This is a genomic window from Duganella aceris (assembly GCF_011090165.1).
Lineage (GTDB): Bacteria > Pseudomonadota > Gammaproteobacteria > Burkholderiales > Burkholderiaceae_D > Rugamonas > Rugamonas aceris.
Genome location: NZ_JAADJT010000012.1, coordinates 133,633 through 149,015 on the forward strand (window position 1 = coordinate 133,633; position 15,383 = coordinate 149,015).

Annotated in this window: 18 protein-coding genes; 12 read left to right on the forward strand and 6 right to left on the reverse strand. The window is 67.7% G+C overall.

What is annotated here, in order from left to right; translation table 11 throughout:
* Positions 1-6: 6 nt before the first annotated feature.
* The 8 genes from GW587_RS24215 to GW587_RS24250 all read left to right on the forward strand — a co-directional run bounded on the left by GW587_RS24215 (position 7) and on the right by GW587_RS24250 (position 7,308).
* Entirely contained in the window at positions 7-888 is an 882-nt protein-coding gene (locus tag GW587_RS24215; RefSeq protein WP_166107432.1) for an ABC transporter permease, read from the forward strand.
* A complete protein-coding gene (locus tag GW587_RS24220) occupies positions 885-1,682 on the forward strand; it encodes an ABC transporter permease (protein ID WP_166107434.1) in 798 nt (265 codons plus the stop codon). Before GW587_RS24215 ends, GW587_RS24220 begins: the two co-directional genes overlap by 4 nt.
* On the forward strand, positions 1,679-2,920 hold the full coding sequence (locus GW587_RS24225) for an MFS transporter (RefSeq protein ID WP_166107436.1): 1,242 nt from the start codon (positions 1,679-1,681) through the stop codon (positions 2,918-2,920). The genes GW587_RS24220 and GW587_RS24225 overlap by 4 nt, the downstream gene beginning before the upstream one ends.
* On the forward strand, positions 2,917-3,798 hold the full coding sequence (locus GW587_RS24230; protein ID WP_166107438.1) for an ABC transporter ATP-binding protein: 882 nt from the start codon (positions 2,917-2,919) through the stop codon (positions 3,796-3,798). Before GW587_RS24225 ends, GW587_RS24230 begins: the two co-directional genes overlap by 4 nt.
* A 29-nt stretch (positions 3,799-3,827) precedes the next feature.
* Positions 3,828-4,874 carry an ABC transporter substrate-binding protein gene (locus GW587_RS24235; protein WP_166107440.1) on the forward strand — a complete coding sequence of 349 codons (1,047 nt, stop codon included), beginning with the start codon at positions 3,828-3,830 and terminating at the stop codon, positions 4,872-4,874.
* The gene (locus GW587_RS24240; RefSeq protein WP_166107442.1) at positions 4,874-5,959 is read left to right on the forward strand and encodes an ABC transporter substrate-binding protein; all 1,086 of its coding nucleotides are present in this window, start codon (positions 4,874-4,876) and stop codon (positions 5,957-5,959) included. Before GW587_RS24235 ends, GW587_RS24240 begins: the two co-directional genes overlap by 1 nt.
* Positions 5,956-6,990 carry an ABC transporter substrate-binding protein gene (locus GW587_RS24245; protein ID WP_166107444.1) on the forward strand — a complete coding sequence of 345 codons (1,035 nt, stop codon included), beginning with the start codon at positions 5,956-5,958 and terminating at the stop codon, positions 6,988-6,990. The genes GW587_RS24240 and GW587_RS24245 overlap by 4 nt, the downstream gene beginning before the upstream one ends.
* Before the next feature lie 66 nt (positions 6,991-7,056).
* On the forward strand, positions 7,057-7,308 hold the full coding sequence (locus GW587_RS24250) for a hypothetical protein (protein ID WP_166107446.1): 252 nt from the start codon (positions 7,057-7,059) through the stop codon (positions 7,306-7,308).
* On the opposite strand, the gene GW587_RS24255 is transcribed toward GW587_RS24250, so the two are convergent.
* From GW587_RS24255 to GW587_RS24270, 4 genes are read right to left on the reverse strand one after another with little or no spacing between them, the layout of a single operon-like run.
* A complete protein-coding gene (locus GW587_RS24255) occupies positions 7,305-7,958 on the reverse strand; it encodes a phosphohydrolase (protein ID WP_229259628.1) in 654 nt (217 codons plus the stop codon). The genes GW587_RS24250 and GW587_RS24255 overlap by 4 nt on opposite strands.
* Positions 7,948-8,514 carry a GNAT family N-acetyltransferase gene (locus GW587_RS24260; RefSeq protein WP_166107448.1) on the reverse strand — a complete coding sequence of 189 codons (567 nt, stop codon included), beginning with the start codon at positions 8,512-8,514 and terminating at the stop codon, positions 7,948-7,950. Before GW587_RS24260 ends, GW587_RS24255 begins: the two co-directional genes overlap by 11 nt.
* A gap of 34 nt (positions 8,515-8,548) precedes the next feature.
* Complete coding sequence (locus GW587_RS24265; RefSeq protein WP_166107450.1) at positions 8,549-9,532, reverse strand: chemotaxis protein CheB; 984 nt, start codon at positions 9,530-9,532, stop codon at positions 8,549-8,551.
* A gap of 12 nt (positions 9,533-9,544) precedes the next feature.
* A complete protein-coding gene (locus GW587_RS24270; RefSeq protein WP_166107452.1) occupies positions 9,545-9,877 on the reverse strand; it encodes a hypothetical protein in 333 nt (110 codons plus the stop codon).
* 127 nt (positions 9,878-10,004) lie between these two features.
* On the opposite strand from GW587_RS24270, the gene GW587_RS24275 reads away from it, so the two are divergent.
* A complete protein-coding gene (locus tag GW587_RS24275; protein ID WP_166107453.1) occupies positions 10,005-11,078 on the forward strand; it encodes a flavodoxin family protein in 1,074 nt (357 codons plus the stop codon).
* A gap of 19 nt (positions 11,079-11,097) precedes the next feature.
* Here GW587_RS24275 and GW587_RS24280 read toward each other — a convergent pair whose 3' ends face one another.
* Both GW587_RS24280 and GW587_RS24285 read right to left on the reverse strand, forming a co-directional pair.
* Positions 11,098-11,757, reverse strand: a complete 660-nt coding sequence (locus tag GW587_RS24280; RefSeq protein WP_166107455.1) for a class I SAM-dependent methyltransferase — start codon at positions 11,755-11,757, stop codon at positions 11,098-11,100.
* A 57-nt stretch (positions 11,758-11,814) separates the two neighbouring features.
* Positions 11,815-13,206 (reverse strand): MFS transporter, encoded by a 1,392-nt coding sequence (locus GW587_RS24285; RefSeq protein WP_166107456.1) that lies wholly within the window; start codon positions 13,204-13,206, stop codon positions 11,815-11,817.
* Positions 13,207-13,351: 145 nt separating this feature from the next.
* On the opposite strand from GW587_RS24285, the gene GW587_RS24290 reads away from it, so the two are divergent.
* From GW587_RS24290 to GW587_RS24300, 3 genes are all read left to right on the forward strand, one after another.
* Positions 13,352-13,876 carry a lipocalin-like domain-containing protein gene (locus GW587_RS24290; protein WP_166107458.1) on the forward strand — a complete coding sequence of 175 codons (525 nt, stop codon included), beginning with the start codon at positions 13,352-13,354 and terminating at the stop codon, positions 13,874-13,876.
* Complete coding sequence (locus tag GW587_RS24295; RefSeq protein ID WP_166107460.1) at positions 13,860-14,162, forward strand: hypothetical protein; 303 nt, start codon at positions 13,860-13,862, stop codon at positions 14,160-14,162. Before GW587_RS24290 ends, GW587_RS24295 begins: the two co-directional genes overlap by 17 nt.
* A 178-nt stretch (positions 14,163-14,340) precedes the next feature.
* Complete coding sequence (locus GW587_RS24300) at positions 14,341-15,372, forward strand: sensor histidine kinase (protein ID WP_371875648.1); 1,032 nt, start codon at positions 14,341-14,343, stop codon at positions 15,370-15,372.
* Positions 15,373-15,383: the final 11 nt, after the last annotated feature.

Consider the following 15,383-nt stretch of genomic DNA (forward strand, 5'->3'; position numbering starts at 1 on the left):
TCCGCGATGAGTACCAACTCCGTCATCGCCGTGAAGGTGCCCGCCGCGCCGCAGCCGCCCGCCAAGTCGCCCGCGACCGTATCGCCCCGGCCCGCCGCCGCGCGGCCCGGCGTGGTGGCGCGCTGGCTGGCCTGGCGCTGGTCGGGCTGGACCTCGCCGCTGTTGCTGCTGGCGCTGTGGTCCGCCGCCACCGCCCTGGGCTGGGCGCCGGAGCAAATCCTGGTCTCGCCGCTGCAAGTGCTGCGCACCACCTGGGAACTGATCGACAGCGGCGAACTGCGCCAGCACCTGGAAATCAGCGTGCTGCGCCTGGCCGGCGGCTTCGCCATCGGCGCCAGCGCCGGCATCGGCTTCGGCCTGCTGCTCGGCCTGTCGCCGGGACTGCGCGCCTACACCGCGCCCACCTTCAACGTGCTGCGGCAGCTGCCTTCGGTGGCGCTGATCCCGCTGTTCATACTGCTGTTCGGCATCGGCGAAAGCTTCAAGATCTTCATCGTGGTCAAGGCCACCTTCTTCATCGTCGCGCTGGCCGTGCATGACGCCGTCGCCGGCCTGTCGCAGCGCTACATCGAAGTGGCGCGCGTGTACGGCTTCACCCGCTGGCAGATCGTGCGCCGCGTGGTCTTGCCCGGCATCGTGCCCGCCACGCTGACCGGCGTGCGCATCGCGCTGAGCCGCTCCTGGATGGTGCTGGTCGGCGCCGAACTGCTGGCGGCCGATAGCGGCCTCGGCCAGATGATGGAAATGGCGCGCCAGATGTTCCGGCTCGACATCGTCATGGTCGGCGTGGTGCTGACCGGCGGCATCGGCTACGCGCTCGACCGCGGATTGCGCTGGCTGGAATCGCACCTGATGCGCTGGCAGCGCGACAACAAGGACAATGCATGAAACAGAATCTACTCAAGGCCGGCAACCTCGGCGCCGCCGGCGCGCTGGGCGTCTTCAAGGGCCTGCTGCTGCCGCTGGCCGCATTGCTGTTGTGGGAATGGGCTTCGCGCCAGGGCAGCGGCGCGGCCTATGTGTTCGTGCCGGTGGAGCAGCTGGCGCAGGGCGTGGCCGAATTGCTGCGCTCCGGCGAGCTGTGGCTGCATCTGCGCGCCAGCCTGACGCGCACGCTGGAAGGACTGCTGATCGGCGGCCTGCTCGGCATCGCGGTCGGCACCTTGATGGCGCAGTCGCGCGTCGCCGACCGCCTGATCGGGCCGCTGTTCCACAGCATCCGCCAGGTGCCGTTGCTGGGCCTGGTGCCCTTGCTCGGGCTATGGGTCGGCAGTGGGGATGCCGCCAAGCTGCTGGTGATCGTCATCGCCGCGTTTTATCCGACCGTGCTCAACACCAGCGAAGGCATGCGCCGCGTCGACCCATCCTATCGCGAGGTCGGCAGGATGTTGACGTTGACACGCGGCCAGACCTTCCGCCGCCTGCTGCTGCCGGCCGCGCTGCCGGCCATCGTCACCGGCGTCACCCACGCGCAGGCGTTTTCGTGGCTGGCCTGTGTGGGCGGAGAACTGCTGTTCGCGGCCGGGCCGGGCATCGGCTCGCTGCTGGTCAACGCCGAGCAGGGCGGCCGCATGGACGTGGTGCTGATCGCCGTGCTGGCCATCGCCTTGCTGGCGCAAGCGATGAACTTCCTGTTCCAGCGCGCCGCCGGCCTGCTGGTGCGCGGACGCAGCACGCTATGAGCGCGCCATTGAACCAGCTCGCGCTGCCGAGTGCGGCCGTCGCCGCGCCGGCGGGCGCGGACGTGCGCCGCTTCCTGATCGGCTTCGTCGGGCTGACGCTGTTGTCCGGCATGACCATCGGCATGAACAAGGTGCTTAGCACGCTGCTGGGTCTGCACCTCGGCGTCAGCAACCTGCAACTGGCGGTGATCAGCAGCGCCGAAACCTTCGCCATGGCCCTGGGCACGATCCCGGCCGGCTATATTCTGGCGCGCGGCAATCCGAAATACCTGTACGCGGCGGTCAGCCTGACCCTGTCGGCCGCGTTCTGCGCCTTGCCCTGGCTGCCGGGCTGGGAATGGGTGGCGCTGCTGATGTTCCTGGTCGGCCTGTGCATCTCGCTGCGCATCGTCGCCATGAGCACGGTGTTCCTGGTGCGCCTGCCGGAAATCGGCCAGGCCCGCGCCGGCTGGTACAAGGGCACGCTGACGCTGGGCATGCAGTTCGCCGGCCCGCTGACCGGCAACTACGCCATCGCCCACCTCGGCCTGAAGGCGGGCTTCCTGGTCTCGGCCGGCATGTTCGCGCTGCTGGCGGTGCTGGGCTGGCGGGTGCTGCCGGAATCGTCCGGCCGCAAGCCCGGCGCCAACGCCGGCGACGCCGCCGCCAGCTGGCGCGCGCTGTGGCGCCTGCCGGCGGTGCGCACCACCTATCTGTTCGAGATCCTGGCCAGCTTCACCGCCTCCAGCGTCGGCGTGTTCTCGCTGCTGCTGGCGATCCGCGTGCTGCACTGGCCGCACCAGCATGCCGTCTGGCTGATGGCGGTGCAGGGCCTGAGCTTCGTGCTGGTGCTGCTCGGGCTGGGCAAGCTGGTGCTCGGCAGCCCGCATCGCGAACGGATCTATGGCGGCGCCCACCTCGCCATCACGCTGGCGCTGCTGCTGCTCGGCACCTTGCCGAACACCGCCGCCTACCTGTTCGCCTCGGTGCTGCTGGGCCTCGGCCTGGGCGTGAACGCGCTGGTCAACACCGACCGCATCGGCCGCGCGCCGGTGGACAAGGCGCGCGTCTCGTCGCACCTGACGCTGTTCGGCATGGTCGGCGGCACCGGCGGCGCACTGGCCGCCGGCCGCCTGGCCGACAGCATCGGCTTGCAGCATGTGTTTCTGCTGTGGCTGTTGCCCTGGCTGGCCGCATGGTGCTTCTATCACCTGCGCAAGCCTACGCCCGTTTTACCCAAAGGAGAAATGTCAGCATGAACGCCCCGATCACTTTCACAGCGGCCCAGTTGCCGCAAGCCGCGCGCGCCGGCGGCTTGCGGATCGAGCATGTCAGCAAATCGTTCCAGCTCAAGAGCGGACCGTTGCTGGTGCTGGACGATATCTCGCTGGACGTGCGGCCGGGCGAGTTCGTCGCCATCGTCGGCGGTTCCGGCTGCGGCAAGTCGACCCTGCTGCGGCTGCTGGCCGGGCTGGACACCGATTACGACGGCGAACTGCTGCACGACGGCCGGCCCATCCTCGGCACCGGCCTGCAACGCGGGCTGGTGTTCCAGGACCACCGGCTGTTCCCGTGGCTGACGGTGGAGCAGAACGTGGCGCTCAGCTTCACCAACACCGACGTCCCGGCCGACGAACAGCGCGCGCGGGTGGCGGCCGAGATCACCCGGGTCGGGCTGGACGGCTTCGCCGACGCCTATCCGCATCAGCTGTCGGGCGGCATGTCGCAGCGTGCCGCGATCGCCCGCGCGCTGGTCGGTCGGCCGGACGTGCTGCTGCTGGACGAGCCGCTGGGCGCGCTCGACGCGCTGACCCGCGTCCGGCTGCAACAGGAGTTGCGCCGCTTGTGGCAGGACGAGGGCATCACCATGGTGATGGTCACCCATGACATCGAGGAGGCGACCTATCTGGCCGACCGCATCGTGGTGCTGGAGGCGCGCCCCGGACGCGTGCGCCGCATCCAGCCGGTGCCGCTGCCGCATCCGCGCCAGCGCGGGCAGGCGGAGTTCGTCGCCATCCGCGACGGCCTGCATGCCGATTTCGGCGACCTGCGCGACACGCCGCCCACCCCGGAGGCGCCGCGTCCGCCCGAAAGCCAGTGGGGCGCCGAGGAATGGGCGCGCCGTCTGGCCCTGTAACGAACTTTCATTCACCCAAGGAGAATCTCATGAGCAATCCCCTCGACACCCTGTGGTACACCCGTTGCCCGGTCCCGACCGGCCTCGGCATCGCGTTGCAAAAAGGCTGGCTGGAGCAGGCCTTCCAGGCGCAATCGACCGCCATTCGTTCGCTGCGCGAATCGAACGACCAGGCGGTGCGCGAATCGCACTTCGACCATACGCTGCAAAATTCGGTGCGCCACGGCGGCAATATCCCGGCGTTGTGGGCGCGCGCCGACGGCCGCGACACCCGGGTGCTGGGCCTGTCCTGGGCCGACGAGACGCAACGCATCCTGGTGCTGCCCGACAGCGACATCAAGACCGTGCGCGACCTGAAGGGGCGCCGCTTCGGCTTGCCGCTGTGGCGCAAGGCGCAGATCGATTTCGCCCGTGCCCAGGCGTTGCGCGGCCTGGAGAATGCGCTCAAGCTGGACGGCTTGTATGTGCATGATGTGACGCTGGTCGACTTCGTGGTCGAGGCGGGGCAGAGCGACCAGGCGGCGGCGCGGCTGGCCAATACCAATGTGTTCGGCGGCGGGCGCGGCCAGAATCCGGAGCTGTTGGGATTGCTGCGGGGCGAGGTCGACGCGATCTTCCTCAAGGGCGCGCACGCGGTGCAGGTGGCGCAGCAGTTCGGCCTGCGCACGGTGATCGACACCGGCGTGCATCCCGATCCCCTGATCCGCGCCAACAACGGCACGCCGCGCACCTTGAGTGTGGACGCCAATTTGCTGGAGCGGCACTTCGGTGCGGCGGTCACCATCGTCGAGCAGGTGTTGCAGGCCGAGGCTTGGGCGCACGCCAATCCGGACGAGACGCGGCGCTTCCTGGCGCGCGAGACCAACAGCAGCGAATATTACGTCGCCAAGGCTTACGGCGAGGACGCGCATCTGCGCTTGCGCACCGATTTGTCCGACAGTTCGATCGCCGGCTTGCAGGATTTCGCCGATTTCCTGCATCGCTGGCATTTCCTGCCGGCGGCCGTGAACGTGCGCGACTGGATCGACGCGCGGCCGTTCGAGGCGGCGCTGGAACAACGCCAGCAGGCCGCGTAATGCGCGCGCGTCAGCCCGGGCCGGCGCGCGGCGGACTGCTCGGCGCGCTGCGCCGGCTGCTGCCGATGGTGCTGGCGTGCGCCTTGCCGCTGACCGCCGCCAGCGGCGCCGAGCCGGAGGCGGTGCGCATCGCGACCACCGCCTTCACCGAGAACGGCAAGGCGGCGATCGGCGGCGTCGCGTTCCGCGTGCAGCAGGAGGGCTGGCTGGCGGCGCAGCTGCAACAGCGTGGCGTGCGGCTGGAATGGTTGCCGGTCGCCGGCGACACCGGCGCCACGATGAACGAAGCCTTCGCCGGCAAGCGCATCGATTTCGCCGCCTATGGCGACCTGCCATCGGTGATCCTGAACGCCGGCGGCGTGCGCACCCAGGTGGTGGTGCCGGCCGGACGCGGCAGCGACGTGTTCCTGCTGGTGACGCCGGGCTCGACCGCGCGCAGCATCCGCGACCTGAAGGGCAAGCGCATCAGCGTGCACCGCGGCCGGCCGTGGGAGCTGGGTCTGCGCCACCTGATCGAGGACAACGGCCTGTCGGTCGGCGATTTCACGCTGGTTAACATGGACATCAAGCCGGGCGCGGCGGCGCTGGCCACCGGCAAGGTCGACGCGCTGTTCGTGCTGGGCGGCGACGCACTGGAGGATCGCGGCGCCGGACGCATCATCTGGAGCAGCAAGGGCAAGCCCGAGCGCAAGATGCGCGCCGAGCTATGGGGACGGCGCGACTTCACCCAGGCCAGCCCTGCCTTGACGCAACTGGTGGTGACCGCCTGGCTGCGCGCCCAGCACTGGGCGTCGCTGGACGCCAACCGCGAAGCCTTCATCCGCGACGGCACCCGCGCCGGCATCCCCGAGCGGGTGGTGCGGCGCGCCTACGACGATCCGCAACTGGCGTGGAAGGACCGCTTCTCGCCGCTGTACGATGGATTGGTCTATTGGCATTATCGCGAAGTGCTGGCGTTCGCGCGCCAGCAAAAACTGGTGCGCAAGCAGCTGACGGCCGAGGAACTGCTGGAGCCGCGCTTTGTCGATGCCGGACTGAAGGAACTGGGCTTGAGCAACTATTGGACACAGGAGAAACAGCCATGAGCGAAGAGCGCAAGCCGGCGACGATCTGGTATTCGCGCGGATCGGTGCCGACGCCGCTGGGCCTGAGCGCCCAGCTCGGGCTGTACGACCGCGAATTCGGCGCCGACGGCATCACCATCAAGTCGCTGCAGGAATCGGACAACCCGGCCGAACTGGCCTCGCATTTCGAGCACAACCTGCCGGATTCGTTCCGGCTGGGCGGCGCGGTGCAGCCGATCTGGGCCCGCGCCAAGGGCCGCGACACGCGCGTGATCGGCATTTCGTGGATCGACGAATACCAGGTGATCCTGGCCCTGCCCGAATCCGGCATCGACGCTCCGGCCGCGCTCAAGGGCAGGCGGCTGGGCCTGCCGCGTCAGCCGGCCGCCGCCGACGGGGTCGACGTCAACCGCGCCGAAGCGCTGCGCGGCCTGCTGGTGGCCCTGGAGACGGCCGGCCTGGGCTACAAGGACGCGGAATGGATCGACGTCCACGCGCGCGGCGCCGGCGCGGTGACCGAGCCGGACACGCCGGTGCGACGCGGCAGTCCGCACCGCTACACGGCGCTGGTGCACGCGCTGCTGAAAGGGCAGGTGGACGCGATCTACGTCAAGGACGTGCGCGGCGCCGAGGTGGCGCATTTGCTCGACGCGCGGGTGGTGATCGACCTCGGCTTCCATCCCGACCGCTGGGTGCGCGTCAACAACTGCACGCCGCGCCCGCTGACGGTGAACGCCTTGACCTTGCAGCAGCATCCGGACCTGGTGCGGCGTTTCCTCGGCAGCATCGCTTCGGTCGACAGCTGGGCGCGGCGCAATCCGGGCCAGGCGCTGACCCACATCGCGCGCGAGACCAACTGGAGCGAATCGTGGGTGCGCTTCGCCTACGGCGACAAGCTGCATGAGAAGCTGGGCGTCAACCTGGACGACGACGCGGTGACGGCGCTGGAGCAGTTCAAGCGCTACCTGCTGGAGTGGGAGTTCGTTCAGCGCGATTTCGACGTCTCGGACTGGCTCGACCCGGGGCCGTTGCGGTCGCTGGGCTTGTCCTAGCCCGCGCCGCCGCGTGGACGCCCTGTGCTACATTCTTGGTCCGCACTTTCAAAGGGAGCCTGGGCCATGCCAACCAAAACCGTAGACGGCTACGAAATCGAATACACGGCCGAGCCGCTGGAGGGTTGCGACCAGTGGGGCGCCTACGTCGCGATCTTCATGCCGTCCGACAATCCCATGCACATGAACAATGTCTACCCCAAACAGCGCGTCGCCGCCGACGTCGCGTTGGCGACCGAAGCCGCCGCCGAGGCGGAAGCCGAAAAATCGGCCGTCGAGATCCTGACGCAATTGCGCACGGCGCCGCACGCCGGCTAGCGCGCTCCGTCGTCGCTCAGGGCCGTGAGGCGGTGCAGTTCGGTCAGGAAGCGTTCGCCGGCCAGGGCGGGCGGCCACGGTTCCCACGCGGTGCCGCCGTAGACGGCTTGCAGCGGATCTTCGTGCAGCGGCGGCACCGTGATCTTCAGCGTGTGGAGCACTTCCTTCGCCGACCATCCCGCCACGTGCACCGCTTCGCTGGCGGCCGCCTGGCGGTCGGCGAGTTTGTGCGCGGCGTATTCTTTCGGCGTCCATTGCGGCAGGCCGTAGCGCAGGAAGACGGCCGCTTCCAGGCGCACCGTCAAGGCCTTGAAGGCGTCACCCAGGAATGGTTTCAGCGGTGAGATGCAGTCAAAGCCCAACAGGCCTTCTTCGGCGTCGTGCAGCAGTTCGCGCAATGCTGCCAGCGGCGCCAGTTCGGTGCCGGCCGCCTTGCAGGCGGCGGCGCGCAGATGCATCACCGTCAGCGAGTGCTGCGCCACCGACAGCGGCAGCGTCCATGCCGTGTGTCCTCCCCAACGATAGGTGCGGGCCAGGCCCAGTGCGAGGTCGCTGTCTTCCCAGTCGAACGGCGTGGGGTCGAGCAGGTCCAGCCGGCGCTCCGACGGCATGCGCACCCAGGCCCGCATTGGAGGTTGGTCACGCGCCATGTGGTGTGATCTCTTTGTAGAAGAAGGTGGTGGCGCAGTAGGCGCCGTCCGGCATCAGCGCGTAATTGGGGACGCTGCCGACGCTCCGCCAGCCGGCGCGCTGGTACAGGCGCTCGGCGTCGCCGCCGGTGACGGTGTCGAGCACCAGCACCGTTCTGTTTTCATCGCGCGCGGCCTGGTCGACGGCCGTCATCAACTGCGCCGCCACGCCGCGCCGACGTACATCGCGGTGCACCAGCATCTTGGCGACGTCGGCGCGGTGCGGCTGGTTGTCCGGCAGCGCGGTGATCAGTTGCACCGTGCCGACCACGCGGCCGGCATCGGTCTCCGCCACCAGCAGCACGCGTTCGCCGCGCGCGGCGCCATCGAGCACGCCGCGCCAGAAGGCCAGCGCTTTCTCGCGCGCCAGCGGCAGCATGAAGCTGACCGAGGCGCCGCCTTCGACGCAATCGATCAGCACATCGGCCAGCGCGGACGCCAGCTGCCCGGCTTGCGCGCCGGCTTCCGCGGCGGCGACGCGCCGCACGTTCACATTGTCGATTCCTTCGCCGCTCATCGCTCCTCCCTTTGTTGGAGCGCTTATTGTAGCGCTAACGGGTCAGCATCAGGCGCAGCACCTTGGCGTCGGCCAGCGCTTGATCCGCTCGTTGCAGATGTTCGCGCGCGGCGCCGTCCAGGCCGTGCTGCGCCGCCTTGGCGGCCAGGCTGCGCGCCATCCTTTCCTTTTCCTGCAGGGCGCGCAGCGCCGCCCACATCGCGTCTTCCGCCACCTTCGATTGCAGCTCGGCCAGCACGGTGGCGGTAAAACTGTGGCCGGTATGGCAGCGGTAGCGCAGCGGCGGGCCGTCGCTGAGCTGCCACAGCGTGCCGCTGCACTCGGGGCAGGTGAAGGTCGACGGCGATCCGAGTTGTTCGAGTTCCTGCATGGCCGCGTCTCCATAAGCGTAACGGTTCTCCAGCCTGACCCATTCCGGCACCGGCGGCGGCACGGTCTCCAGCGGATCGGCGGGCAGCATCGCCAGCCGCGCCAGCAACGGTCCGATGCCGTCCAGCGGCAGCGCATAGTCGATGGCGACGTTGTGCAGCGCGTTGGCCGGCATGTCCGGCGCGTAGGCGTCGTGCGGATCCTGCACCACGGTCGTGCCGCCGCAGGCCTTGATCGCCTTCAGGCCCACCGAGCCGTCGTCCAGATAGCCGGTCAGCAGCACGCCGGTGACCAGCGGACCGAAGATCTCGGCGGCGGAGCGGAACAGCGGATCGATGGCGGGGCGGGTGTAGTTTTCGGTCGGGCCGTGGGTCAGCGCCACCTGCAGCGGGGCGCGGGTGCGGACCATCAGGTGATGGTCCGGCGGTGCGACCAGGATCGCCGGTCGCACCACGGTTTCGCCGTCCGTCGCGTGACGCACCGGCAGGCGGCTGGAGCGGGCCAGCACGGCGGGCAGGCCGCAATTGCGCGGCCCGATATGACGCACCACCAGCATCGCCGCCGGGAAATCCGGCGGCAACGCGGTGAAGATGGTGTGCAGGGCGTCGACGGCGCCGGCCGACGCACCGAGGACGACTAGCCGGTCCATACGACTGGGTGGTCAGCTGTCGCTGCCGCTCTTGTTGCTGGTATGGGTCGAATCGTCGCCGCGCGCGCCGGCGTTGCGGTCGCGGTGCGTGGCTTCGGTGGCGGCGGCCGAGGCGCTCTGCTTGTTGTGCAGATCGGTGCGGCTCTGATTGTCCTGGCGCAGTGTCGCTTCGGAGCGCGCCGGCTGGCGGCCGCTCTGCTGATTGCCGACGGCGTCGTTGGCCGCGTTGCCGGTGGCGTGGTTGCCGCTCTCGCTCATGCCTTCACGGGCGGGATCGTAACCGCCCGCCGGCATGTTGGCGCCGGGTTTCATACCTTTTTCCTTGTCTTTGTTGGAAGTGGTCATGATGTGTCTCCTTTGTATTTCATTGTGAGCGGACCTTCATGCTAGCCCTATGCGTCCCGGAGTTCCGTTGGGCAGCGTACGGAAGCGGACAATCCCTTGTGGCAAGCTGCATGTCTAGGGAGGATTTATGACCGATGAGGTACGTACCGGGCAAGCGCCCGCAAAGCTGGGCCGCGACGAATTTAAATTACAGTTCATGCGCTCATTCCAGGATCCGGATTTCGGCCCGGTGCAAAGCGCGCTGGCTCAGGTGGAGGAGGTGGCCTGGACCAATTATCGCGACAGCCGCAAGGCGCCGGTGACGCAAAAGGCGGGAAGCGAGTTCGCCGATCCCGATTACGATATGTCGGTCGAATGGAAGGCCACCCGCGACGCGCTGCTGGCCGCCGAGGGCAGGCAGAAAGATCCACAAACCCGTTCGCGGGTGCTGCTGATCATCGGCTCCGCGCGCAACGATGGCAGCTGTCCCGGCGAGGAATCCAAGTCCTACCGCATGACGCAATGGGCGCGGCAGGTGCTGGCCGAGGCGGAGATCGAGACCGATGTGCTGGATCTGAGCCTGCTGACCTCAAGCTACGATCTGCACATCCACCCGTGCAAGGGCTGCGTCTCGACCGCCATGCCGCTGTGCCATTGGCCGTGCAGCTGCTATCCGAACCACGGTGAGCGCCAGACCAACGACTGGATGGCGGAGATCTACGAAAAGTGGGTGGCGGCGCACGGCGTCATCATCCTGACGCCGACCTATTGGTATCAGGCGCCGGCGGTGCTGAAGCTGATGATCGACCGGCTGGTGTGCGCCGACGGCGGCAATCCCGATCCGACCACCACCCACGGCAAGAAGGCCGCCGAGGCCAAGGCGCTGGAGCTGGCGGGTTGGGACTATCCCAAGCATCTGGCCGGACGCGCGTATGGACTGGTGGTGCACGGCGATGTGGCCGGCATCGAGAGCCTGCGGCGCAACCTGGGCGAGTGGCTGGACTGGATGGGGTTGATCGACGCCGGCAAGCAGTCGGCGTTGGACCGCTATGTCGGCTATTACGAGTCCTATGCGGAAAGCCACAAGGTACTGGATCACGACGAGAAGTTCCAGCAGGAGGTGCGCAATGTCGCGGCGTCGGTGGCGGCGGCGGTGCGCGAACTGCGCGCCGGCCGGCTGACCAAGCCAGATGCGGCGATCAAGCCGGCGCGGCCGAAATAGCGGCGGAGAGGCGCTAGCGCTAGCGCTTGAGCGCCAGCGTCAAGCCGTCGCTGATCGGCAGGAACGAGATATCGATGCGCGGGTCGTGGTGCAGCTTGATATTGAGCGCCTGTAGCGCGGCGGTATCGTCGTTGAGCGCGCGTTCCACGACCTCGCCGTTGCGCAGCGTGTTGTCGAACACCAGCAGCCCGCCGACGCGCACCAGTTGCAGGCAGCGCTCGTAGTAGCCATCGTAGCCCACCTTGTCGGCATCGATGAAGGCGAAATCGTACAGTCCCGCCTCGCCATCCTTGAGGCGCGCGTCGAGCGTATCGAGCGCGGGGCCGAGCACCAGATCGATCTTGTCGGCCACGCCGGCCTGCTGCCAGAACGGTTTGCCGACGCGGGTGTACTCATCGCTGATATCGCAAGCCAGCACACGCCCGCCGGGCGGCAAGGCTAACGCCACCGACAACGCGCTGTACCCGGTGAACACACCGATTTCAATCGTGTTGCGCGCGCCCATCAGCTTGACCAGCAGCGCCATGAACTGGCCCTGTTCCGGCGAGATCTGCATGCTGGCGCGCTCGTGCCCACGGGTTGCTTCGCGCAAGGCGGTCTGCGCCGGATGCTCGCGCAGCGAATGCGCCAGCACGTAGTCATACAGCGCATCGGTAAGAGTGAGTGTGCGATTCGACATGCCGCGTTCTCCTTTGGTCTGGTGCGACCAGTGTACCAGCGACCGGCGCCGCGCGGCTCACGCCTGCCGCGCGCCCACCACGATGCGCGAGAAGCTGGCGACGCTGGCCACGCCGGCGAAGGCGGCGGCCAGCACCAGCGCATACGACGTGCCGCGAGTGGCCGACAGCGTGAAGCAGTAGGCCACCAGCGCGGCGCCGGTGGCCTGGCCGATCAGACGCGCGGTGGCGACGATGCCGCTGGCGCCGCCGGCGCGTTCCTTCGGCGCGCTGCCCATGATGGCTTTCAAGTTGGGCGCCTGGAAGAAGCCGAAGCCGACGCCGCACCACGCCATGCGCCAGCCGATGTCCAGCGCCGATGGATTGGCCGGCAACATCAGCATCGCCACCAGTCCGGACGACAGCAGGGCCAAGCCGATGCCACCGAGGGCACCGGGGGAATAGCGGTCGCTGAGGCGGCCGGCGATCGGCGCCATCACCGCCACCAGCGCCGCCCAGGGCGTCATCAGGAAGCCGGTCTCGATCGGCGAGCGGCCCAGGGTGACTTCAAAATAAAACGGCAGCGAGACGAAGGCCAGGCCCTGCGCGGCGAAGGTGCAGACCGCAGTCAGCGCGGACAGCGTGAACAGCGGCCGCTTGAACAGATCGACCGGCAGCATCGGCGCCGCGTGGCCGGACTGGCGGCGCAGCAGCAGCGCGAAGAAGATCACGGTGGCGATCACCTCCGGCAGCAGCTTGTGCCAGCCTTCCTGGTGCGCGGCGTCGCCGAAGGTGAGGATCAGCAGGCCGAAGGCGAACACGTTGAGGATGGCCGTCATGGCATCGATCTTGTGTGCGGCGCGCGACGTGACCGGCAGCGCGCGGCGCGCCAGCAGCACCGCCACCACGCCCAGCGGCACGTTGATGGCAAACAGCCAGGGCCACGAGGCGGTCGCCAGGATCAGCGACGCCATGGTCGGCCCGACCGCGAAGCCGACCGCCACCACCAGCGAGTTGAAGCCGAAGCCGCGCCCTTGCAGGTGCGACGGATAGATGGCGCGCAGCAGCGCGGTGTTCACGCCCATCATGGCGGCGCCGCCGATGCCCTGGAACAGCCGCGCCACCACCAGCGACGGCAGCGACCATGCCAGCGCGCAGGCCAGCGAGGCGAGGGTGAACAGGCCGATGCCGAAGATGCAGACGCGCCGGTATCCCACCACTTCGCCCAGCGCGGCGAACGGCAGCAGCGTGGCGACCATCGCCAGCTGGTAGACGTTGACGATCCAGACCGAGGCGGCGGGGGTGGTGTTGAGTTGTTCGGCGATCGCGGGCAGGGCGGTGTTGGCGATGGCCGTGTCCAGCGAGGCCATGCCGACGCCGATCGCGACCGAGATCATGGCCAGGCGCCGCGCATCGGGCGGCAGGCCGTCACGCTCGGCCAGGGCGGCGTCGGCGTTGAGGGTTGATGACATGAGAGATCCGATGCTGATGTACTAAGCCCATCATTGTCGCGGAAAACGCGGAACTTTGCTGGCGGAGGCTTGGCCGCTGGCGCGGGTTGTAAAAGCTTGCCAAAGGTGACACACTCGATTCATTGCAACGTTTCGAAAGCCTGGCATGAAAAATCTGCATCTGTCTACTGCGCGGCGCCGCCTTGCCGGGGTGGTTTGCGGCGCGGTCTGGGCGGGTTCCGTCGCGGTGCTGCCGGCCGCCGCCGCGCCCAACGCGGGACCGCAGCTGACCGGCGTATGGCGATTGGTGCGCTATGTCGATACGCCGGACAACGCGCAGCCCATCTATGCTTTCGGCGAACACCCGGTCGGCCAGTTCATTTTCACGCCCGAGGGCAGCTTCTCGATCAACATCATGCGCAATCCGCCCGCGCCGGAGACGGCCACGGTCGACATCGATCCGGACGCCTGCATACCGGCTTGGTATTGTTCGTATTTCGGCACGTACCGGCTGGCGGAAAGCGGAAGGCAATGGATCGCTCGCGTCGAGGGCGGAAACATCCCGTCTTACGTGGGCACGAATCAAACCAGATCGTTTGAACTGTCCGGCGACCGGCTGCGCATCTCGGAGAGCTACGAAGAGGGCGGGCGCACCGTACGCGCCGAGCGTGTGCTTGAACGCGTCCAATAACGCCACAACTTTAAGGAAAAGCCATTGCGTATCGGAGTCGCCCTGGGCCTGGGTACCCGGCGCGGTCCCTGATGCGATACCGGCGCCAAAAGCCGAATCGGCGGATCATGCCGATGGCCATGGCGGCTGGGTCCGCGTCAATGATGTCAGCCAACCGACCATGACGGTGCATGCGTCCAAGGGGGACGGTAAAGTCGGCGTCATCGGCTCCTCCGCCGGCGGCAAATTGGACACCAGCATACGCGTGACGAAGAAAACGCCGCCGACATTCCTGGTACAAGCCTGAACTAAAAGTTGCATTGGCTCACGTGTCCCTTGCTTCAATCTCGAACCGACTCGCCGCAATATAGGCACGGGTCGCCGCAATTGTCTCGACTGCTGCCGGGGCATCACCTAATGTCGCTTTTTATTGGTTGGCTGATTGAAACGCTACAATTGCAGAATTGTATTTCTGGAAACCTCGTGTGAAAGTCGAAACCCCTTTGCTCGTTCCCGTGCTGGCCGCAGTGCCGGTATCAGCCTGCATGGTCATTCTAGGCCTACCCGCTGTCAGTGATCACTATATCGTAGCCTTTCGTACGCTGTTCCTGGTCGCCTGCCTGCTATGGCTTATTCCGCTGACGCTGCTTCAGCGGGCCATGTGGCGTCGCGATTGGTCCTGGCTGCGCATGGGATCGATACTGCTGGCGACCACCTATGCCATGGCGATTACGAACGCCTTTCTGGGACAGAGCTTTGGGATCGCGATCGGACGCGAGACGGGCTACCAATGGAGATATCTGGCACGGGGCCTGGATAGCTGCTGGCTGGCGCTGGTCGCGTTCTGCGCGGTCCATGCTGTGGCGGCCTATTACCTGTCGCTGCAACAGGTGCGGCTGCATCTGGCGCAGGCGCAAAGCGCGGCCCGCGACGCCGAACTACGCGCGCTGCGGCTGCAGGTCAATCCACACTTCCTGTTCAACTCCCTGAACGCGATCTCCGCGCTGGTGTCGGCCCAGTCCAACCGTGAAGCCAACCGCATGCTTGCGTGCGTCGCCGACTTCCTGCGCGCCACCCTGGCGCACGACGGCCGCCACGAGCATTCGCTGGCCGATGAACTGGCCCTGCTCGACGCCTACCTGGCCATCGAAAAGGCGCGCCTCGGCGAGCGCCTGCGCATGACGATGAAGGTCGGCCCCGACCTGCTGGGCAGCGTCGTGCCTTACCTCATGCTGCAGCCGCTGGTCGAGAATGCGATCCGCCACGGCATCGCGCCGCTGTCCGCGCCCGGGCGGCTTGATATTCTCGTCGAGCGCGCCGGGGAGCGCCTGCTCATCGACGTGCGGAACGACGGCCAACAGCGCGCCCACGCGGGAAGCGGCATCGGCCTGGCCAACGTAAAGGAACGCCTGCGCCACCTGTACGGCGAGAAGCAAGAAGTGGCCGCAGGTTGGAACGCGGATGGCCGCTTCCACGTGCGCATCTCCATGCCTCTGCGCGATATGCAGGCGGCATGAACATCCGGGTC